General features: G+C 59.1%; 10 protein-coding genes and 1 pseudogene. 7 read left to right on the forward strand and 4 right to left on the reverse strand.

The features are described from left to right. The first annotated feature begins 97 nt into the window (after positions 1-97). Positions 98-631 carry a TetR/AcrR family transcriptional regulator gene (locus GKZ67_RS15870; protein WP_173244154.1) on the forward strand — a complete coding sequence of 178 codons (534 nt, stop codon included), beginning with the start codon at positions 98-100 and terminating at the stop codon, positions 629-631. Positions 632-772: 141 nt separating this feature from the next. Beyond that, positions 773-2,950 (forward strand): bifunctional alpha,alpha-trehalose-phosphate synthase (UDP-forming)/trehalose-phosphatase, encoded by a 2,178-nt coding sequence (locus GKZ67_RS15875; protein ID WP_173244157.1) that lies wholly within the window; start codon positions 773-775, stop codon positions 2,948-2,950. Between the two features lie 94 nt (positions 2,951-3,044). Here the strand turns inward: GKZ67_RS15875 and GKZ67_RS25295 are convergent. Further along, positions 3,045-4,912, reverse strand: a pseudogene (locus GKZ67_RS25295) (glycoside hydrolase family 15 protein). 30 nt (positions 4,913-4,942) lie between these two features. Between GKZ67_RS25295 and GKZ67_RS15885 the strand changes: the two are divergent. Next, positions 4,943-6,361 (forward strand): MATE family efflux transporter, encoded by a 1,419-nt coding sequence (locus GKZ67_RS15885; protein ID WP_173244160.1) that lies wholly within the window; start codon positions 4,943-4,945, stop codon positions 6,359-6,361. A 68-nt stretch (positions 6,362-6,429) separates the two neighbouring features. Here the strand turns inward: GKZ67_RS15885 and GKZ67_RS15890 are convergent, their stop codons facing one another. Continuing rightward, positions 6,430-7,143 carry a phosphatase PAP2-related protein gene (locus GKZ67_RS15890; protein WP_173244163.1) on the reverse strand — a complete coding sequence of 238 codons (714 nt, stop codon included), beginning with the start codon at positions 7,141-7,143 and terminating at the stop codon, positions 6,430-6,432. A gap of 169 nt (positions 7,144-7,312) precedes the next feature. On the opposite strand from GKZ67_RS15890, the gene GKZ67_RS15895 reads away from it, so the two are divergent. Continuing rightward, positions 7,313-8,623: an amidohydrolase gene (locus tag GKZ67_RS15895; RefSeq protein ID WP_173244166.1), complete on the forward strand. Its 1,311-nt coding sequence runs from the start codon at positions 7,313-7,315 to the stop codon at positions 8,621-8,623. A gap of 95 nt (positions 8,624-8,718) precedes the next feature. On the opposite strand, the gene GKZ67_RS15900 is transcribed toward GKZ67_RS15895, so the two are convergent. Then, positions 8,719-9,411, reverse strand: coding sequence for a hypothetical protein (locus GKZ67_RS15900; RefSeq protein ID WP_173244169.1), 693 nt, complete (start codon positions 9,409-9,411; stop codon positions 8,719-8,721). A gap of 135 nt (positions 9,412-9,546) precedes the next feature. Between GKZ67_RS15900 and GKZ67_RS15905 the strand changes: the two genes are divergently transcribed. Further along, entirely contained in the window at positions 9,547-11,565 is a 2,019-nt protein-coding gene (locus tag GKZ67_RS15905; protein ID WP_173244172.1) for a 4-alpha-glucanotransferase, read from the forward strand. Next, a complete protein-coding gene (locus tag GKZ67_RS15910) occupies positions 11,538-12,317 on the forward strand; it encodes a 4-alpha-glucanotransferase (RefSeq protein ID WP_173244175.1) in 780 nt (259 codons plus the stop codon). The genes GKZ67_RS15905 and GKZ67_RS15910 overlap by 28 nt, the downstream gene beginning before the upstream one ends. 93 nt (positions 12,318-12,410) lie before the next feature. Here the strand turns inward: GKZ67_RS15910 and GKZ67_RS15915 are convergent, their stop codons facing one another. Continuing rightward, a complete protein-coding gene (locus tag GKZ67_RS15915) occupies positions 12,411-12,791 on the reverse strand; it encodes a hypothetical protein (protein WP_173244177.1) in 381 nt (126 codons plus the stop codon). Positions 12,792-14,425: 1,634 nt separating this feature from the next. Between GKZ67_RS15915 and GKZ67_RS15920 the strand changes: the two genes are divergently transcribed. Continuing rightward, positions 14,426-22,000, forward strand: a complete 7,575-nt coding sequence (locus GKZ67_RS15920; RefSeq protein ID WP_173244180.1) for a right-handed parallel beta-helix repeat-containing protein — start codon at positions 14,426-14,428, stop codon at positions 21,998-22,000. Positions 22,001-22,056 lie beyond the last annotated feature (56 nt).

Raw genomic sequence — 22,056 nt, forward strand, 5'->3', positions numbered from 1 at the left:
CCGTGAGCATTTTTTGCGGCAGCTATCCCCGAACTTTGCCTTTCATCTTGCTGCCAGGGCCAGCTGCCTGGTGCTACCCTACCCACCCTGCCTCGTTATGATTACCCGCCGCCAACATATTGCCAATGTGGCGCTGCAACTTTTTGGCGATAAGGGCTTTGAAAATACCTCTACCCAACAGATTGCCAAGGCGGCCGGGGTTTCGGAGGCGCTTATCTTTAAGCATTTCGGCTCGAAGGAGCAGCTGCTTGACTTCATTATCAAGAGCGGCTACCAGCGCATTATCGAGCACAACCGCGGGGGCCTGGCCGAGCTTGACCCGCTCACGTTTATCCACAGCGTTATCGACCTGCCTTATAAACTGGTGCTGGAGGAGCCGCATTTTTGGAAGCTGCAATACCGCCTGGCCGACCGGGAAATGGCGCAACAGCAGCACGAGCGCTTCATGCGCCCGGTGCCCGCCCGCCTGCAAACTGCGTTTGAGCAGCTGGGCTACCCGGAGCCCGAGCAGGAAACCCGCCTGCTACTGCTGCTGATTGAGGCCCTGTGGAAAATTGAAGCCAACAAAACCGACGAGCATGTGCGGGAGATGCTGGACTTTATCAAGCGTAAGTACGAGGTACAGCGCTAAGCCGGGAGCCCGAACCGACCTCTGCTATAAGCGGCTATTTGGGGCTGGCCCAGCAGTAGTTGGCCCAGGGCAACCCATTATAGCATGGCTTTTTGGTGAAATACTCCGTACCTGTACAGACTTACCAACTTGTTTTGGCCTATGTCGCGTACCATAATTGTCTCTAATCGCCTGCCTACTAAAGTCCAGCGCACCGACGAAGGCCTCACGTTTCAGTCCAGCGAAGGCGGGCTGGCGACGGGGCTGGGGTCTATCTACCGCCAGGGCGACAATTTATGGGTTGGCTGGCCGGGGCTTTTTGTGCAGGATGAGGGCGAGGAAACACACATCCGCGAAGAGCTGCGGGCCGACAATATGGCCCCGGTTTTTCTGAGCGAAGCCGAGATTCATGACTTCTACGAAGGCTTCAGCAACTCTACGCTGTGGCCTACCTTCCACTACTTCAGCGAGTTTGCCACCTATGAGCCGGCACACTGGGAAGCGTATGTAGCCGTCAATCAGAAATTTTGCGCCGCCGTATTGGCCGAGGCCGGCCCCGACGATACTATCTGGGTGCACGACTACCAGCTGCTGCTGCTGCCGGAGCTGCTGCGCCAGGCACGGCCCGAGGCATCGATTGGTTTTTTTCTGCATATCCCGTTTCCGTCGCAGGAGCTGATACGGGTGCTGCCCTGGCGTACCGAGCTGCTACGCGGTATGCTGGGGGCCGACCTTATCGGGTTTCACACCTTCGGCTACATGCGGCACTTTCTGAGCGCGGTATCGCACCTGCTGGGTTTACCGGCGCAGAACGGGCAGATTGAAACCCCTACCCGCTCGGTGCGGGTCGATGCTTTTCCGATGGGTATCGACTACGAGCGCTACGCCCAGGCGGCTGCCTCCGAAGAAGCCAAGGCCCACGAGGCAGTGTACCGGGAGGCCCTGCACGACACCCGCATTATCCTGTCTATTGACCGGCTCGACTATACTAAAGGGATTGCGCAGCGCCTGCGGGCCTTCGACCTGCTGTTGCAGCGCTACCCCGAGTGGCGCGAAAAAGTGTGCCTGGTCATGCTCGTGGTGCCCTCGCGCGACCAGGTGGCCCAGTACGCCGCGCTTAAGGAAGAGATTGACGAGCTGGTAGGCCGGCTCAATGCGCAGTACCGCACTATCGGCTGGAATCCGATATCGTATTTCTACCGGTCGCTGCCCACTGAGGAGCTGGCGGCCCTCTACCGGCTGGCGGAAGTAGCCCTGGTAACGCCCATGCGTGATGGCATGAACCTGGTGGCGAAAGAGTACGTGGCCAGCAAGCCCGACCAGCGCGGGGTACTGATTCTGAGCGAGCGGGCCGGGGCAGCCCGTGAGCTATCGGATGCGCTCATCATTAACCCAACCGACTTAAGCCAGCTGGCCGAAGCCATGCACGAGGCGCTGGTAATGCCCGAAGAGGAGCAGACCATCCGCATAAGTGCCATGCAGGCCCTGGTAAAGCGCTACAACGTTTTTTCGTGGGCGAAGCTGTTTATGAACCAGCTGGCTTATACCAAGATGAAGCAGCAGACCCTGGCGCCCGAAATGCTGACCAGCCCGGCTACCTCGCAGCTGCTGGCCGACTTTCAGGCCGCCAGCCAGCGCCTGCTACTGCTCGACTACGATGGCACTTTGGTCGCATTTCAGGCTAATCCGCAACGGGCCGAGCCGGGCGCGGAGCTGCGCAAGCTGCTTCAGGACCTGGCCGGGCTGCCGAATACGCGGGTGGTTATTATTAGTGGGCGCGACCGGACCACGCTGGAAAAATGGCTCGGCGACCTGCCCCTCGATTTTATTGCCGAGCATGGCGTGTGGCTGCGCGCGGCGGGCGAAGACTGGCAGCTCTACCAACAGCTGCGCAACGAGTGGAAACGCGAGCTGCGCCCCGTGCTTGAGCTGTACGTAGCCCGCACGGCCGGCTCCTTTATTGAGGAGAAAGACTATTCGCTGGTGTGGCATTACCGCCGGGCCGATGCTGGCTTGGGCAAGGTACGGGCCCGCGAGCTGCTGAGCCACCTCTCGTTTATGACCGCCAACACCGACCTGCAAGTGATGGAGGGCAATAAGGTATTGGAAATCAAGAATTCTGGCATTAACAAAGGCAATGCCGCGGCCCGATGGCTAACCCAGTACGCGCCCGATTTTGTACTGGCCCTCGGCGACGACCGCACCGATGAGGATACGTTTCGGGTGCTGCCGCCCGAAGCCTACTCGGTACGGGTAGGCCACGGGGTGCGCTCGCTGGCAAGGTTCAATATTGCCTCGCCCACGGAGGCGCGACAGCTATTACGCCGGCTGTTGGCATAAATCTGCTGCGCTAATCTGCTGCGCTCGCTGTAGGCTTGGGTGAAGCAGCCGACAGCAGACGCAGCAGATTTACACAGATGGCTCGAAACGTTCTTTACCCCACGAAATTTGGCTTATCGAGCTTTTTGGCGATGCGGTATGCCGCATTCACCAAACCGACGTGGCTGTAGGCCTGCGGGAAGTTGCCCCATTGCGAGCCGGTTCTGGCATCTACATCTTCGCTCAGCAGACCAAGGTGATTGGTGTAGGTAATGAGCTGCTCAAACTCGCGGATGGCCTCGTCGAGGCGGCCTACGCAGGCCAGCGCCTCCACGTACCAAAAGGAGCAGATGAGGAAGGTCGTCTCGGGCGTGCCGAAATCGTCGGGGTGCCGGTAGCGGTAAAACAGCCCTTCGGGGGTCTTCAGCTCCTTCTCCAGCTCTACCAAGTGGTGACGGGCCTTTTCCGAAGTCGGGTCGAGGTAGCCCATGGTGATGAGCTGGATGGTGCTGGCATCCAGGTTGGGCGAACCGATGGCATTGGTGTACACGCTCCGGCTGCTGTCAAAGCAGGCTTCGAGGTGCTGCTGGGCCGCTTGCAGCAGGCGGCTGGCTTTGGCTTCCAGGGCCTGGTTGCCTAGCGCGCGGGCCACCCGCAGGGCCGCGTGGCTGCCCGCCCAGTGAAAAAGGTAGGTATAGCAGTGCTTTTGGGCAATGTGCCGAAACTCCCACAGGCCGGCGTCGGGCTGGTCCATAGTCGTATCGATGAGGCGCAGGGCTTCCTCTACCAGCGGCAGCGGGGCTTGGCGGCTGGGGTCCTGAAAGCGGCAATCGACGTAGAGCGGCAGCAGCGCCACCAGCACCTGGCCATATACATCATTTTGAATGTGTGTGTAAGCATCATTGCCGATGCGCACGGGCTGGTTGCCCAGGTAGCCGGCCAGCGGCAGTTCCCGCTCCGTCAGCTCCGACTGCCCCCGATGCCGTAGAGCGGCTGAAATTTGTCCCTGACCTTGGTCGAGATATTGGCAATGAAGTGAAAATACCGCTCCAGTTCCTCGGAGTGCCCGATATTATTGAAGGCCGTGAGGATGTAGTAGGTATCACGCATCCAGCAGAAGCGGTAATCCCAGTTGCGGGTGCTGCCGGGCGCTTCGGGCAGGCTGGTAGTACTGGCCGCGATGATAGCCCCCGTGTCTTCGTACTGGTGAATTTTGAGCGCCAGCGCCGAGCGGATAACCTGGTCTTGGTGAAAGCTGCCGATACTCGTGCTTTTCACCCAGCTGCGCCAGTAAGCCAGCGTGCCGGTCAGGAAACGCTCGGCCGTACTTTCCAGCGCAGCTTCGAGCGGCGCGCCATAGGTGAGGACGAGGTACTTGGCTTCATTCAGCACAAAGTCCTCCTCATCGAGCACGTAGGTGAGCGGGATATTAGTTGTGAGGCGAATTTCCTCTTCCAGCCCCAGAAAGGCAATATGGTTTGAACTGCGGCGGCGCGTCAGCTCTAACTCGCCGTACTCGCCCACGGGCCGGCACACCACCCGCACGCGGGGCGCGCCGGCTAGCGGCTCTACTTTCCGAATGAACATCAACGGCTTGTAGTAGCGTTCGTACTGCAAAAAGCGCGGCGCAAAGTCGGTAACGCGGTAGCTGCCTTCGGCCGTGGCAATCTCGGTGCAGAGCACATTCGTATTTTGAATATAGTACTGCGACGATGTAAAAGCCTTTGCCGAACGAATACTGAACTCGCCGCCTTTTTGCTCATCGAGCAAGGGGCCAAATACAAAGCTGCTGTCGAAGCGGGGCCAGCAAAGCCAGCGCACGGCCGTGTCGGTGCCAATGAGCGCCAGGAAGGCACAGTTGCCGACCACGCCCATGTTGTAGGTGTGTTTGGTCATGAGAAGAATCGCCGGCGCGAGCCGGCCTGGTACGAGGCTTAGTACCTGCTTCGGGCGACGGAGGTTGCCGGGGGTTGAAGCAGCCATGTGGCCCAAAGGCACGTATTATGGCGGTATATGCACCCTACTGCCGCCCGCCCGCGCCCCAATCTCACCGAAGGCTCTATTTTAAAAGCGCTGCTCACCCTGGCGCTGCCCATTGTATTTGGCAATCTGCTGCAAACCGGCTATCAATTGGTCGATGCCTTTTGGGTTGGCCGGCTGGGGGCCGGCGCGGTAGCGGCCGTGGCCGTATGCTTTCCAATCAATTTTTTGCTAATGGCACTGGGCTCGGGCTTTTCGGTGGCCGGCTCGGTGCTGGTCGCGCAGAACTACGGCGCCCGCAACCTGAAGATGGTCAACCACATTGCCGCGCAGTCACTGGCGCTCGAAACCGCTCTGGCGCTGGTGCTTTCGGTGGCGGCCTACGCAGCCTCGCCGCTTATTCTGCGGCTGTTTAACGTGGGGCCCGATATATTCAATCTGGCTAATTCTTTTCAGCGGGTGCTGATGCTGGGGCTGGTATTCAACTTCGGCTTTCTCATGTTTCAGGCCCTGATGCGGGGCGTGGGAGAGGTGCGTATTCCGCTGTACATCAACATTGGAACGCTGGTACTCAACTTTTTGCTCGACCCGCTCTTTATTTATGGCTGGGGGCCGGTGCCGGCCTTTGGAGTAGCGGGCGCAGCCGTGGCTACCCTTAGCACGCAGTTTCTGAGCGTGGTTATCGGCATGGCGGTGCTGCTACGTGGCAAGGCCGGCATCCAGCTCAGCTTCAAGGGCTTCGTGCCCGACTTTCCGCTCATGCGGCGCTCCGTAAAGCTCGGCTTGCCTTCCTCCATCGACCTTTCGGCGCGGGCGCTGGGCCTGTCGATGCTCACCGGGCTGGCGGCTGCTTTCGGCACCACGATATTGGCTACCTACGGCATCGGGTCGCGCATTCTGGCCCTAGGCATTATTCCGGCGCTGGGTATTTCGCTGGCCTGCTCTACGCTGGTAGCCCAGAATATCGGGGCCGCCAACCTGCCCAGGGCGCTGCGCACGGCCAACTACGCCATCGTCATCAGCTTTGTCGGCCTGTTGCTGCTTGGGGCCATTGGTTGGCTGGCCGCCGGGCCAATGGTACGCTTCTTTCTGAAAGGCGATGAGGCGGTAACCCACAACGCCATCGAGTTTGTCCGCATCGCGGTGTTCAGTTTGTGCTTTACGGGAGTGCAGCAATGTATATCAGGGGCGCTGCGCGGCTCGGGCAACACGTTGGGTGCCATGGTGCTCACGATAATCGGGGTGTGGGGCCTACAGTTCCCAGTGGCCTGGTATTTGTCGCAGCACACGGCGCTGGGCTTTCACGGGCTGTGGTGGTCGTTTGTGATAGCCAACGTGCTATCGGCGCTGGTGGCGGGCATCTGGTATCTGAAGGGAAGCTGGCAGCGGCCCCGCCTGGCCGACCCGCAGCGCCCGAATGCGGGAGCGCCCGCTGTGCCGGCAGCGGAGTAGTTCGTTCCCACTTTGCTTCGGCTAGGCCAGGACGCAGCTTGATAGCAGGCGAAGCCACCAGGAGCAACTTACTTTGACGGCAGGGGAGCCTGGGTAGCGCGGCGGGTAAGGTGCCCGGCCAGCCAGTAGGCAAAAAAGGCAAAAAAGGGCGCGGCCACCACGTCATAGGTATAATGCACGCGCTGCACCAGCACTAGTATCCCGATGCATAGCGCTACCAGCGCCAGCACCCGTCGCCACCAGTAGCCCCGCACTGCCAGGGCCAGAATCGCCACGGTGGCCGTATGCCCCGAGAAAAATAAATCCTTGGTAATAGCCAGCCCGCCAGTGGTGTGAAACAGCTGCGCCGTGAAAGGGTCGGGCATTGGCAGCAGGTCGAGGGGCGGGGCCAGCGGCACCAGCCAAATAGTAAAAAGGCGCAGCAGCAGCAAGATAAAGTAGCCCCATAGCCCGCGCAAAAACAGCAGCGGATGGCGCGTGAGCCAGCCCACGGCCCCCAGCACGGCGCCGTACATCAGCACAAAAACCGGGGTGGCCACATTGTGACGCGGCAGCAAGGCTAAAAGGGGGTCGACTAATACGGTACCCGGCCGCTGCTGGATAAATAAAAAAAAGCCCGGCACCAGGGGCACCAGCACGCCAAATAGCAGCAGTAGCAGTACCAGCCAGCTCGCCCGAAACGCAGGCCGGGCCAGTGCCGGGCCCCAGGCATCAGCTACGGGTAGCGGCGCTTGTGGGGTGGCGGGGCAGGCGGGCGGTGCAGCGATGGGAAGTGCAGGCATAACAGCGAATTAGAAAGAGCGGGCGGGGCGTAACAGACAAAAATAAGCCCAACTGCTTACTTAGCGCTACTAGTTCCTTAACGAGTGGCCAGGTAGCCCAAGTTGCCCGCTGGTTATGTTTCGAAGTAGTTGTGCGAATACCGACGGCCGAAGCGGTATCTTGGCCGCCATGAACTATGCTACTCCTATTATTCTTGCAGGGCTTGGGTTTGCACTGGCTACCCCCGGTGCCCACGCCCAGAACGTGGCCCTGGATGCCCGCATTGCGAAGCTGGCCGATGCCGAGCAGCCTAAAGTAGTGGCCTGGCGGCGCGACCTGCACGAGCACCCCGAGCTAGGCAACGAAGAGCACCGCACCGCTGAGCTTATTGCCGCCCAGCTCAAAAGCCTAGGCCTGGAAGTACAAACCGGCGTGGCACGTACGGGCGTAGTAGGCATCCTGCGCGGCGGCAAGCCCGGCCCGGTAGTGGCCCTGCGCGCCGACATGGATGGGCTGCCCCTCACCGAAACCACCGGCCTGGCTTTTGCCTCTACCGTAAAAAGCACTTACCTGGGCCAGCCCGTGGGCGTGATGCACGCCTGCGGCCACGACACCCACGTGGCCATGCTGCTCGGAGCGGCCGAAGTGCTTAGCCAAGTAAAAAAAGACCTGCCCGGCACCGTCAAATTCATTTTTCAGCCAGCTGAGGAAGGCTCACTGCCCGGCGTGGTGGGTGGCGCCAAGCTGATGGTGCAGGAAGGCGTGCTGGATAAGCCCAAAGTCGACGCCATCTTCGGGCTGCACATCTGGGCCACGGCCCCGGTGGGGCAAATACAGTACCGGCCGCGCGGCGAGATGGCCAGCTCCGACCGCTTCACCATTAAGGTTATCGGCAAGGGCAGCCACGGCGCCAAGCCCTGGAGCAGCATCGACCCGGTGGTGACGGCCGCCGAGATTATTACGGCCCTCCAAACCATTGTGAGCCGCCAGGTAGACCTGACGCAGGACGCGGCCGTGGTAACCGTAGGCACCGTGCAGGCCGGCGTGCGCTACAACGTAATTCCGCCCGATGCCACGCTTAGCGGCACCATCCGGGCCTTCAGCCCCGCCACGCAGGAGCGCATCTGGGCGGCTATCAAGCGCACTGCTAATGGCATTGCCGCCGCCAATGGTGCCACCGCCGAGGTAGGCATCGAGCCCTACGTGCCGGTTACCTTCAACGACCCGGCTCTCACGGCCCGTATGCTGCCCACCCTGCAGCGCACCGCCGGCACCGCCAACGTGCTAGAGATAAAGGCCGTAACCGGCGCCGAGGACTTTGCCTGCTACCAGGAAAAAGTGCCGGGTCTGTTCGTTTTTCTGGGCGGCATGACGCCGGGCACTGACCCTGCCACCGTAGCCGACCATCACACTGCCGGCTTTAAAATCGACGAGAGCGCCTTTCCTCTGGGCGTAAAAACCCTGGCTACGCTGGCCGCCGACTATTTAAGCAAGAAGTAGCACAGGCAGCGGCGGTACGCATTTAGCCTACAGCCACCTGCACTGCTAGTCGTTGTGCACGAGAGGCTTCGGCCGTGATTTAAATAGCGAATACTCTATTTTAATGGTAGCCGTGGCAAAGCTGTCCTTAGAATCGGGATTGCCGCGCTGGCTGATGCCATCGAGCATATCGCTGCTGGTGAAGAAATACAGCGCCTCGGCCGTAAAGGCCAGGTGTGGAGACGCGCGCAGCGTGACGCCGCCCCCACGGGCAGCACCGCTGCCAGGCCGGTGAAAGTGGTGTAGCCCGCTTCGGGCGCCAGTGGAAAGCCGTACTGGCCGGGGCTAGGGTCGTAGCGCAGTGCACCTACCCCGGCCGACACGAAGAGCAGCACGGGCATTTCCTTGTGCTCGGGGCCGATTAGCAGACTTTTATCGGCAAATATATTGTAGCGCAACAGGCCGGTGAGCAGCGTGTTGCGGCTACTGAACGAAAAACCCCGCTCCGGAAAAGCGTCCTTGGCAGCCATGCGCACCGACGACAGGTCGATGGCGAGGGTCAGGCGCGGACTAAGCGTTTGCGCCAGGCCGATGCCATAACCGATTTTGTAGGTATTGCCGGCCGAGCTGCTGGCAACGTCGCCGTTGTAGTAGGTCGTGTTCAAGCCGAAATTGACCCGGAGAGGCTGGCGATGGTAGGGCTGATTGCTCGGGGTGAGGTAGCGATGAGGGGCCCGGTAGCCCGGCGGCCGGGCCGCCAGGGCAGATAAGCTGGCACCAAGCAGGGCACTTAGCAAAAGAAGACGCATGGCGAGGGAAAAGGAAATAGAAAGCCAGCAAAGCGCGGCTTAAATGCCACATACGGCGGACACCGTCCGGCCGTTGGCGCATAGCCGCCCAGACCTTCGGGCAGTATCTTGCGGCCCTTATACTGGTTTGCGTTTATGACTCTTAGCTTTTCCCTGCCTTACCGCACCACTTTTGGCCAGCGCCTGGTGGTGTGCGGCTCGCTGCCCGCTCTGGGCCTCTGGAACTTAGCCCACTCGCTGCCGCTGCACTACGACGAGGCGACTACGTACTGGAGTGCCGAAGTGGCCGTGCCCGCTACTACCACCGAGGTAGCCTATAAATACGTGCTGCTGTTTGAAGGTGGCGGGGTAGTGTGGGAATGGGGGACCAATCGCGCCCTCCCATTGCCGGCCGCGCCTCCCTATCAGCAGCTGGAGGTGCGCGATTTCTGGCGGGCACCGGCGCAGGCCGATAACGAGTTGTTTACGGCTGCTTTTACTAAAGCGCTGTTTCGTCGGCCGCCCTTTCAGCCCGGCATTGGGTCGGCAACCCCGATTAAAAAGGCAGCCGGCAAAGCCAAAAAAGCGGTGGCCGCCCCAGCTACAGTGCGCTTTCAGCTCGAAGCGCCCCGCGTCGACCCACACCACCAGGTGTGCGTGCTGGGCTCCGACCCGGCTCTCGGCAGCTGGGATAATACCCGGCCGCTGCTGCTGTCGGACAGCAATTTTCCGGCCTGGCAGGCCGAGCTGGCGCTGCAAAACCCCGAAGCCGAGCTGCGCTACAAGTACGGTTTCTGGAGCCCCGAGCGCCACGCCGTGGTACAGCTCGAAACCGGCGACGACCGGGTGCTGCCGGCCGGCACTGCCCAGCCGGGCACCCTTACGGTGCTGGCTGATGAGGGCTTCCGCTACCACGCGGGGCCCTGGCGCGGGGCCGGCGTAGCCATGCCCGTGTTCTCGCTGCGCAGCGAGAAGGGCCTGGGCGTAGGCGAGTTTTCTGACCTGAAGCTGCTCATTGACTGGGCCGAGAAAACCGGCCTTAACCTGGTGCAGATTCTGCCCATCAATGATACGACGGCCACGCATACCTGGGTCGACTCCTACCCCTACGCGGCCATCTCCGTGTTTGCGCTGCACCCGCAGTACCTGCACCTCGAAGGCATTGCCGACCTTAAGGACAAGGCTGCCCGCACTGAGCTGACCCGGCTAAGAGAGGAGCTGAATGCCAAGGACTTTGTAGACTACGAAGCCGTGATGAACGGCAAGTGGAAGTTACTCAGGCTCCTGTACCAGCAGGAGAAAAAGAAGTTCCTGGTCGACCCCGAGTTTCACACCTTCAAGGCTGAGCAGGCGAGCTGGCTTATCCCCTACGCGGCATTCTCGGCCCTGCGCGAGCGCTTCGGCACAGCCGACTTTCACCAGTGGCCCCGCGAGTTTCGAGCGCCGGTCGGTCTGGCCGAGCTGACCAACGAAGCCGGCGCCGACTTTGACGAGTTTGGCCTGCACTTCTTTACCCAGTTTCACCTCGATAAACAGCTGCGCGCGGCCGTAAACTATGGCCGCGCCAGGGGCGTGGTGCTGAAAGGCGACCTGCCCATCGGCATCTACCGCCATTCGGTAGATGCCTGGACCCAGCCCGAGCTATTCCACATGGACCAGCAGGCCGGGGCACCGCCCGACGATTTCTCCACCACCGGCCAGAACTGGCGCTTTCCGACCTACAACTGGGAGCGCATGGCCCAGGACAACTACCAGTGGTGGCGCGAGCGCCTGGGCCACCTCGCCCGTTACTTCGACGCGCTGCGCATCGACCACATTCTGGGCTTTTTCCGCATCTGGGAAATGCCTGAAAACTCGGTTGAGGGCCTGCTTGGCCACTTTGCCCCTGCCCTGCCGCTGCACCGCGACGAGATTGAGCGTCGCCTGGGCTGGTTTGACTACGGCCGTCTGTGTGAGCCCTACATCCGCTGGCACCTGCTGGAGCGGGTTTTTGGGGCCGATGCGCAGGCCGTCTTCGACGAGTTTTTGGTGGCTGATAGCTATGGAGCGCTGCAGCTCCGACCGCACGTAGCCAACCAGCGGCAGATTGAGGAATATATAGAAAATAATATATCAACCCACCCGAGCGGGAGGAGTTCCTGCTGCGCGTGCGGCCGGGCCTGTATCAGTTTGTGAACGAGGTGCTGTTTCTGCCGGCCGGCAACGACTTCTACCACCCGCGCATTACCTTAAATAAGACTGCCAGCTTTGCCGAGCTGGCCGATGACGAGAGTCGCCGCCGGCTCTACGACGACATCTACGTCGATTATTTCTTCCGTCGCCATGAGGAGTTCTGGCGCGAGCAGGGCCTCGTGAAGCTGCCGGCCGTACGCTACGCCACCGACATGCTCATTTGTGGCGAAGACCTGGGCATGGTGCCCGCCTCGGTGCCCGGCGTGATGCACCAGCTCGGTATTCTGGGCCTGAATATTCAGCGCATGCCCTCCAACCCGGCTACTGAGTTTGGCCATCCGGCCGATGCGCCGTACCTATCGGTAGTAACCACCGGCAGCCACGACATGAGCACGCTGCGCGGCTGGTGGGAAGAAGACCGGGTGCGTACCCAGCGCTACTTCGAAACCACGCTCGGCCACTGGCGCCAGCTCGCGCCCTACTACTGCGAGCCCTGGGTGGTGCGCGAAGTGCTGACCCAGCACCTGCACTCGCCAGCTATGTGGGCCATTTTTCCGCTCCAGGATTTTCTGGGTATCGATACCCAGCTGCGCCGCCCCAACCCGCACGACGAGCAGATTAACGTACCGAGCAACCCCCAGCACTTCTGGAAATACCGCCTGCACCTGCCCCTCGAAGAGCTGGTAGAAGCGGTTGGCTTCAACGAGCCCGTGCGGGCGCTGGTGGCAGCCAGCGCCCGCGGACCGGCCTATTAACTCCACCGGCTCTCTGCTACTCAGCAGCTAAGAAGCAAAAAGGCCACCCGGTTGGGTGGCCTTTTTAATTATATGCATAATTGCAGCTATTTCCTAATCGGCAAGCGACATCTCTTTGAGGTATTCGCGCATGCGGGGGGTGGCTTCCAACTCGCGAAACTGGCGCAGCTGCCCCGGCGAAAGCAGGTGTCCCGCCACGCGTTGCAGCTGCTCACGCTCGGCGGGCACCAGCTCAGCCACTTCGGCCGCCGAGTGGTTGGCCGCTTGCACGGCCATGTAGTCTATCTCCTGCTCCAGATACGCCCGCAGGCCGGTGCGCTGCTCGTCGGTAAGGTCGAGGCGAGCATTGCAGGCCTGTACAAATTCTTCGGCTACGGCCGGTGGGCCGGCTATTGTCCATACGTGCGGCGCAGCGGCAACCGGCGCAGCAGCCAGCAGGCTGCCCAGCAGCCAGCCCGATAAGTGAAGTTTCATAGCGGCAGAGTATTAGTGAGCGGATGACTTTTAACCAGCGCGACGGACAAGTGGTGCCCGACTCCATTGGTTTTTCAGAAATAACTACTGAGCCAAGCCGCTTAAGTCAATTCAAACCTGCTTCTTCCTCTTATCTCAAGTGGCTGAGCCCACTGCTAATATACTAAAAATACTTTGGATAATACCAGTAGATGAGCTTACTTTTTAGCCAGCCGCCAGCTCAAGGCTGAGTAAAACTACAATAGCAGTTAAGCTTAGCGCGGTTTGAGAGTCGCTGGGCAGCAGCGCGAACTTTTAAGCCGACAGTAGACCGGCCGAAGGCGGGCAGATTAGACGTCCGCGCTACTTGCCCGGCAGTACACTGACTCCGCAATTGCGCTAGAGCGGTTTTTAAGTCCTAGAACAGACTGGCTGTACTCGACTTGGAAAACGGCTCTGGTAAGCCAATTATCATAAGCAAGCCCCTTTACCGCCAGAATGCTCCTCGCTGCTATAAACAACATTTTTTTGCAATTTTTTAATAATAACTATTTTAATGAAACCTTTTTGCCCTACTAAATCCAGCTATTTTGCTTTTTCGTAGGTGCGAAAAGTCTTGTTTGAAGCTTATCTATTTCGTTCAGCCAGCAAAAAAAGCAGTTGGGCGAAATAACAAGCCAGCCTATTGATTGACAAGTAGCTTTGTCCTAGCTAAAGGTTCAGCTAATAGCTTTAATTTGATTTAAGTGATTTGACTTATCTGTTAACTCACTGCAAGCCAGATAATTCATCTCTTCCCTTCTTCTATAACCCCTGCAACTGTAAGCTGGCTTATGAAAATTTCACATTTACTCATCTTTTTGCTTGCATGGGCAGCATTGCTTCGGCCTGGTGGGGCACAAGCGCAAACTCCTACGCTAGAGTTTGCAGCTGGTACGGGAACTCCGACCACAAATGGTCCGGCTACGACAGCACCGGCCATTACCTTTCAGAACAACACGAATAATCCGACTGGCACCACCTTCGTGGCTTTTTCGCCAACGTCTACTGCTTCTTTTTCGCTGGTCAATCAGCAGTACACGCTCAGTACAACTACGCAGGTTAGTACGGGTGTAGCCGTGAACTTTGGGACTACACCCAATCTGGGTACGGCTAGTACGCAACTCGTTGCGTTTCCGTATTATCCATTAATGAACAACTTGATTGCTCATCCTGATGCTGACTTTACTTCGGCCTCGGCACCAAGCATTACTGCAGGTACTGGTATCGCGTCGGCAACTAACCGGGCAGTGTCAGTTTTTGCTTCCATTGAAGGCTTGCCCTACAACGCCTCAAAAGCTGTTCGTTATTACTATGCTGACCTAGTTATCAATTTTAGCCGTTCGACAGTTAACCCGATTATTCACCTTAATGACCTGGGTGGCACGAGTAGTACCGGCCTTGGATTCACGACCGAATTAGAATTGCTAAACCCTGGCGCTAACACACTTTCTAAGCTGAGCGGCGAAGCGCAATTTTTAGTAGACGCTACGCCAACGGTTGGAGTACCACAAATACGCAATGGTAACGCTGACCCTGCGGGCAACTTTGTAAGCGGCTCAGTCTTGGTTACAACACCTGCTGCAGGGGTTAACAGCCTGACCTTTCGTCTTTACATGCGTGGCAACGCTGCTAGCGCAGCTAATTGGCATGGAAATCCCAGCACCGACCACAGTGGCGACTTATTCTATATAGGCGTTTCTTCATTAACACCTAATCCCGCTGCTACACCTGCCACGCTCACGTTTAACAACCCCGGCGGCGTCAATTCGACCAACGTCAGCAGTGGTTTTTCAGGTACTGATACTTCGGGTGGCGCGCTGACCTCTCTTACACTGACTACCTTCCCAACTGGCGCTACCAGCATCACGATAAACGGTACGACCTATACGGCGGCGACGTTTGGCGCTGCCTCGGCGGCCGCCCGCACCCTTATAACCAATGCCGACGGTACGCTGGCTATTGGCCAGACAGTTAGTATTGACCCCGCAGACGGGGGCGTAACTTACAATCTACCTTTCACGGTGACGGATGTGCAAGGCGCCACCTCGGCACCGGCTAACCTGACCGTCAACTTTACGGCAACTTCAACGGGCTACGTCTTTGAAGACGTTAACTATGGCGGAGGCGCTGGCCGGCCAATCAGCACGTCGGGCACTTCGCCCCGCAGCGGGGCTACCGTCGAGCTGTACAATACAGCCACCGGCGCGTTTGTAGCCAGCACTACGACCGATGCAACCGGCAAATACACGTTTAATACCACCGCCAATACGAGCTATACCGTGCGCGTGGTGAACAGCACCGTTACGAGCAGCCGCTCTGGCTATGTCAGCGGCCTGTTACCTGTTCAAACTTACAATGGCACCACCTCGCAGGTAGGAGGTCAATATCCGGCGCGCAGCGATGCAGCTGCCAACACGACTAATTCGCTTCTTCTTACTTTAACCCCAGCCACCGGGACGACGGCCGCCCAATCGCTAGGCACTTTTAACACTGCTAATAATGTCGGCCCAGACTTCGGCTACAACTTCGATACGGTAGTCAATACCAACGACACCGGCCAGGGCTCGCTACGGCAGTTCATTACCAATGCCAACGCTCTCAGCAATACGGGCCTGGCACAGGTAGCGGCGAGCAGTGGTGGTAGTGCCCCCGCTGCGGGCGTGGAGAAGAGCATCTTTATGATAACCGATGGCAACGCACACGCTGGCCTAACGGTGTATAACGCAGCCACCAATCCCGGCCTGGCTTCTCAGCTAACTAATGGCGTAGCCGTTATTACGCCGGTAACAGCACTACCCGCCTTAGCGGGTACGAATGGGGCCAGTACCAGCATTGATGGCACCACCCAGGCCCAGAACGTGGGCAATACCAACAACGTTACGCTGGGCACGGGCGGCACAGTGGGTACCACCGGCACGGCGCTGGCGCAGCTCAGCGGCCCGGAAGTGCAGCTGACCGGCACCTCGGCCGTTGCCTTTGGCCTCGATATTGCCAGCACGGGCACCGGCACCCTTGTACAGGGGCTGGCTATCTACGGCTTTGGCAACGCGCTTGACAGCAACAACGGCGCTAACATCCGCAGTGCAGCCAACGGCGTCACCATCACCCAGAATGTGCTGGGCACCACGGCTACGGCATTTGCTACCCCACCAACTGCCAACAACGCTGACAACGTACGCCTGACGGGCGGCACCAGTGGCGTAGTAGTGAGCGATAACCTGATTGGCTTCTCCAACAGCAAGGGTATTTCGATTAACGCAGGCGTTACCAACGTGAGTGTAACGGGCAACGAGGTACGCAGTAACGGCCTGGGCGGTGCCAACTACGACGGCGTAGATATTCAGGGCAGCAGCGCCACGGTAACCAACAACCTGTTTACCGGCACTTCGGGCCAGGGTATCGACGGCTACCGCTCGGCAGGCAGCAACTCCATATCGGGCAATACCATCAGCGATAATGGTCGTGGCACGGCTACCCTGCCCCCCGGCGAAACACCCGGCGTACGCATCTACGGTGCGGGCAACACCATCACTCAGAACATCATCTCTGATAACTACGGCGCCGGCATTATGCTGGAAGGGGCAACAAATGGTGGCGCAACCGCTGCAGCGAGTACAACGGCCATCAGCAAGAACGCCATTTACAATAACGGTAACGTGCTCGCCCGCAACGGGGCCGCCGCCACCGGTCAAGTTGGTATCGACTTGGAAGCCACCGGCGACAACGAGCCAGCTGGCACTTCGCCATTTGTGACGCTGAACAGCACCACCACTACAGGTGCCAACGGCCTGCTAAACTACCCCGTGCTACGCACCGCCACGGTAGTAGGCAATAACTTGGTTGTAACCGGCTACGCCAAGCCAGGCGCTACCGTCGAGCTATACCTAGCTCAGAGCAATCCGGCATCGGTGAATGCGACCGGTACCTACTTCGGTCAGGGCAAATCGTATCTGACCACCTTCACGGCTGGCGGCGCGGGCGGCGGCAGCTACTCCGGCACTATCAATGGGGTGAACCAGGGCTCGGATACCAATGCCAACGCCTTTACGGTCACTATTCCGCTGACGAACGGCACCCTCAACGGCCAACCTGTTACCACAGCATCCCTGCTGACCAGCACGGCTACGCTGGCCGGCGCAACTTCGGAGTTCTCGGGCAATACCCGGGTGCTGTCGACGCCGGTACCTAATGATGTAACCAACACGAGCATTCCCAGCAATACCCTAACGCCGGTTGTACTCAACCCCAACCTGTCGGGTACCGCCACCGGTCTTACCGGCGACCTGACGACCTCTACCGCCAACACCATCGCCACCTACACAGTAAATCCGGCGAGTACCGGCACGCTGTTCTACAATGGCACCCCCGTAACGGTGGCTACCGTAGTGCCGGCCGCCAACATCGGCCAGCTGACCTTCCGGCCGGTATTTGGCTCAACGGCTACCGCGACGTTTACTTACACGGCGACGGATGCCAACGGCACGGCTAGCACGACCCACAACACCAGCGGCACGGTCTCGAACGGTGCGGCTACCTACACTATCCCGGTAACGGCTGCAGCCGACGTAACCACGGCCCTAACTGGTCCGGCTACTGTGAGCCCCGGTCAGCCCTCGGGCAACTACACGGCAAGCTTCACCAACGAGGGCCCACAAACTGCTACCACTGTAACCCGTCAGGTAACACTGCCGACTGGTGCTACCAACGTTTTCGTAAACGGGGCGAGCTATACCCCTACCGGCAATGTGATTGACTTTAGCACGGCGGCCACGCTAGCCAGCGGTGCCAGCAATGCCTATACGTTCAGCTTCACGCCGGCTACAACGGCTACGGGCACGTTGGCCATCACGAGCAACGTAACCACGACGACCTCGCAGGGTACTAACGCGGCTCCGGATGCCTCGACCATCTTGGCCATAGTAAACCCGGTAGCCGATGTACTTGCGACCGTAACGGCTACCACGACAACGGTAGCAGCAGGTACACTGGCATCGGCCGGCACGCCTCCCAAGTTCACCGTAGTCTTCAACAACAACGGCCCCGCTACGGCGGCCGGCGTAGTAGCTGCCGTGCAGCTGCCCAAAGGTCTGACCAACGTAACGGCTACTAACGGTGGCGCATATAACAGTGTCACGGGCATAGTGACGTACGCAAGCCTGACTTCAATCGCCGGCAGCACACCAACTACTTCGGTTATTACCTTCGATGCTCCGGCTACCGGCCCGGTAGTAGCCGCGGCTACTATCTCAACGACGACCAACGAAGCTGGCCAGACGACCAACAATACGGCCAACGCGGCCATGACAATCACTCCGGCCTTCGACTTGGCTACAACGCTCACGGGCCCGACCTCATCCGTAGCCGGCGACCTCGTAACCCTGGCGGTGACCACCACCAATAACGGCCCGAGCGCCGTTGCCAACGCCGTACAGACCCTGCAACTGGTAAGTGGCCTGGCCAACGTGTACGTAAGTAACGGCGGTGTATATAACCCCTCGGCTACGACCCAGACCCTGGTATCGAACGGCGTGAGCTACTCGGTACCGGGTGGCGGGGTTATTTTCCCCACCCTGCCCAACGTACCCAGCGGCCAGACGGTAGCCAACACCGTGAGCTTTGCCATGCCCGGCGCGGCCTTTGCCCCTACCGCCTTGGTAACGCCTAATACTAGTTCAAACGCTACTACGGCCGGCGATACTAACACTGCTAATAACAACGTCGGCATCAATGGCAGCACCGCCGCCAGCCCGACTTCGATAACCGTGAGTACTACGGCAGCCGGCATGGCTAATGCCTACACCAAAATCAACTCGTCGGTAGCGACGGCCACGGTGGGCAGCAACGTTACACTGACCGTTATTACGGGTAACAACGGGCCCAACGCGGCTACCGGGGTTACGCAGAAGGTGCAGATCTTGCCTGGTCTGCAAGGGAGCATCAGCGTAGGTGGCAGCACTACCAGCACTACCGCTGGCAGTGTACTTACCTTCACTAATGGCACAGCCAGTGGTACTACCTACAACACGCAGACTGGCATCGTTACTTTCCTCACCCTTGCCAACGGCGTGAATGGCAGCACCAGTGGCACGAGCGTGAGCAACACGATTACGTTCGCGGCACCGGCCTCTACTGGCAGCAACGGCCAGCTGCTGGCTACGGCTACGGTAAGCACTACCAATACCGACCCCGTACCTGCAGACAACGTAGCGGCAGTGGCAGTCACGCTGCTGCAATCGACTGACCTAGCTACGACTATTACGGGCCCAGCCTCCGCTACGGCCGGCCAGTCAGTTCAGTACACCGCCACCTTCCTCAACAACGGCCCGATGGCCGCCACCAGCGTAACCGAGACGGCGCAGCTGCCGGCCGGCCTAGCCAGCGTAACCATCACCGATGGAGCAGGCAATACGGTGAGCGGTGTTTCGTACAATGCTACTACCGGCCAAGTTGCCTTCCCAACGCAGGCAACCGACGCCAACGGCACAATGCAGGTATATAAGCTGACCTTCATCGCCCCGGCGCTGAGCTTCAGCCCTAGCAGCAGCGTAGCCTCGAGTAGTCCCGATGGAGTAGTGGCTAATAACAATGCCACCGTAGCCACGACGGTGACGGCCTCGGCCGACCTGTCCACTTCAGTAGCTGGTCCGGCAACGGCAGTAATAGGCAACGCGGTTACTTACTCGGTGACCACCACCAACAACGGCCCCTCGGTAGCTACCAGCACCGTGACAACCTTACAACTGGCAACCGGCTTTACGGCGGCAACGCTGCAAGTAGGTGGCCAGACGGGTACGCTGAGCGGTGGTGTTATCACTTATGGCAGCGGTGCTACTTACAATACAGGCACTGGTCTGGTTACTTTCCCAACCGTTTCGAGCCTGGCCAACGGCCAGACGGTAAGCAACTACGTAACCTACATAATGCCTAATGCTATCGGTGGCCAAACCACCGGAATAGCCGCTGCCAGCTCGGCGGTTACCGACCCGATTACCAGCAACAACACGAGCAGCGTGGCAACGAGCATTGCCCCGACCACCACGACCTCGGCTGACATCACGGCGATAGTAACGGCTTCAGCCAGCCCGGCCGTAGCCGGCTCGCCTGTAACGTTTACGGCAACTTATGGCAACATCGGCACCGACCCGGCCGTGAATGTACGGCCCACCCTGCAACTGGTACCGGGCCTCACTACGGCCACCATTCAGGTAGTTGGTCAGCCAACGGGCACGCTAAGTGGCAACGTTATCACCTTCGGTAACGGCGCTACCTACAACACGACCACTGGCCTGGTTACCTTCCCGACCATCGCCAGCCAGGTTACCGGCAACACCGGCAACGTTAGCTATCAGGTGCAGATAACGGCTCCGAACAACGGGCCACTACTAGCTACCGCCGCCACGACTTCCGATACGAGCGAGCCGGCTACGGCCGCCGCCCAGGCTAACGATGTAAATAGTATCCCTGTCGCTATCACTCCCATATTCGACGAGGTAACGAGCATCAGTGGCCCAGCTTCGGCCCTTCCTGGCACAATCCAGACATACACCGTGACGACCACCAACAACGGCCCCTCGCTCACGGCCAACGCTACCACCCAGACTGTAACTGTACCCAGCGGCCAGACGCCAGGTAGCATTACAAACAGCGGAGTGTATTCTAGCCTGGCCAACACCATCACTTGGACGGTAGCGGCCGGCCAGGCTGCCGGTAACAACGGGGCCGTAGCCAACAGCTTCACGTTGGTCCAGCCAGCCGCTGGTGTATCGATGACCGCAACCGTCGCTGTAGCCAACGATAACATCCCTGGCAACAACACGGCGACTATCACTACTACGGCTACTAACCAGCCCCCGCTGGCCTTCGCAGTCGTCAATAGTCTGCAAAGCCCGATGGGCAACACCGTTGCCAGCAATAGTGCTACGCCCAACGGCCTGCTCATCTCGCCGCTGCCCGCTTCCGACCCCGAAAATGCCCTCAATGCCTCGACGCCGTTTACCATCGTAAACATTCCGCCTACTACTCAGGGTATTCTCTACTACAGCAACGACGGCACCACCACCGGCATCTATGCTGCCGTGACGAATAATAAGACCCTGACTGCCAACCAAGCTAAAACGTTGCGCTTCCTGCCCAATACGTCGTTCTCGGGTAATGCCTCGTTCACGTATCTGGCAACCGATGCGGTTAATAACCAGTCGCCAGTAGTGGGCTACACTGTTCCGGTAGCAGCCGACCAGCCTACCTCCTACGTTAAGTACAACGACACAAAAGGTGGAACTAATAAGTACGCAACCAATGATATTCTGGCACAGGTAACCGACCCCAACACGGCCGTGTATACTTCAGCGGGCACTATTTATGACACGACGACCGGTATCCTGCAAAGCGGCGCAGCCAATGGACTGCCTACCGTCGGCACCAACGCCACCCTGGCATCGGGCACCTTACCAGCGGGCGTAAGCCTGAATACTAGCACCGGCACCATCTACGTGAGCAACGCCAGTCTGCTGGCCAATAACAAAACGGCCCAGACTTACACTGTGAATGTGACGACGACTGACCTGAACGGCGGCACCAATACGGCCCCAGTCTCCTTTACCATCGGGGCCTACCCGTTGCCGGTTGTACTGACAGCCTTTACAGCCGTTGCTGTACAAAACCGCGATGCCCTTCTCTCTTGGACCACGGCTTCGGAGCAGAACAGCAACCGCTTTGAGGTCGAGCGCAGCCTCGATGGCACCACCTTCAGCAAAATAGCGGAGTTGGCGGCCCAGGGTACCACGGCTACTACCACTGGCTATACCTATACCGATGCCAACATCGCGGCCCGCACGCAAGGCACTGCATACTATCGCCTGCGGCAGGTAGACCTCGATGGCTCAGCTTCTTACTCGCCGGTTCGGGCAGTAAGCTTCAGCAAAGTTGCCACGGTGGCACTTAGCCTATATCCTAATCCGGCCCAAAGCACTACAGCACTCGACTTAAGTCAATTGCCAGTAAATGGCGCTTATCAGGTAGTAGTGTTAGATGCCACCGGGCGCCAGGTATTGGCTACCATATTGGCTGGCGGCGTGTCTCATCAACTCGACCTCTCAAACCTGGCTACCGGCACCTATCAGGTGCTTGTTACGGGCACCCTTGCGGACAACTCGAGTCTACGCCAAGTCATACGTCTCACTAAAGAATAATAGTTATTTTAAGCAAATAAAAAACCTTCCAACTTTGGAAGGTTTTTTTATTTGCT

Source organism: Hymenobacter sp. BRD67 (assembly GCF_013256425.1).
Classification (GTDB): domain Bacteria; phylum Bacteroidota; class Bacteroidia; order Cytophagales; family Hymenobacteraceae; genus Hymenobacter.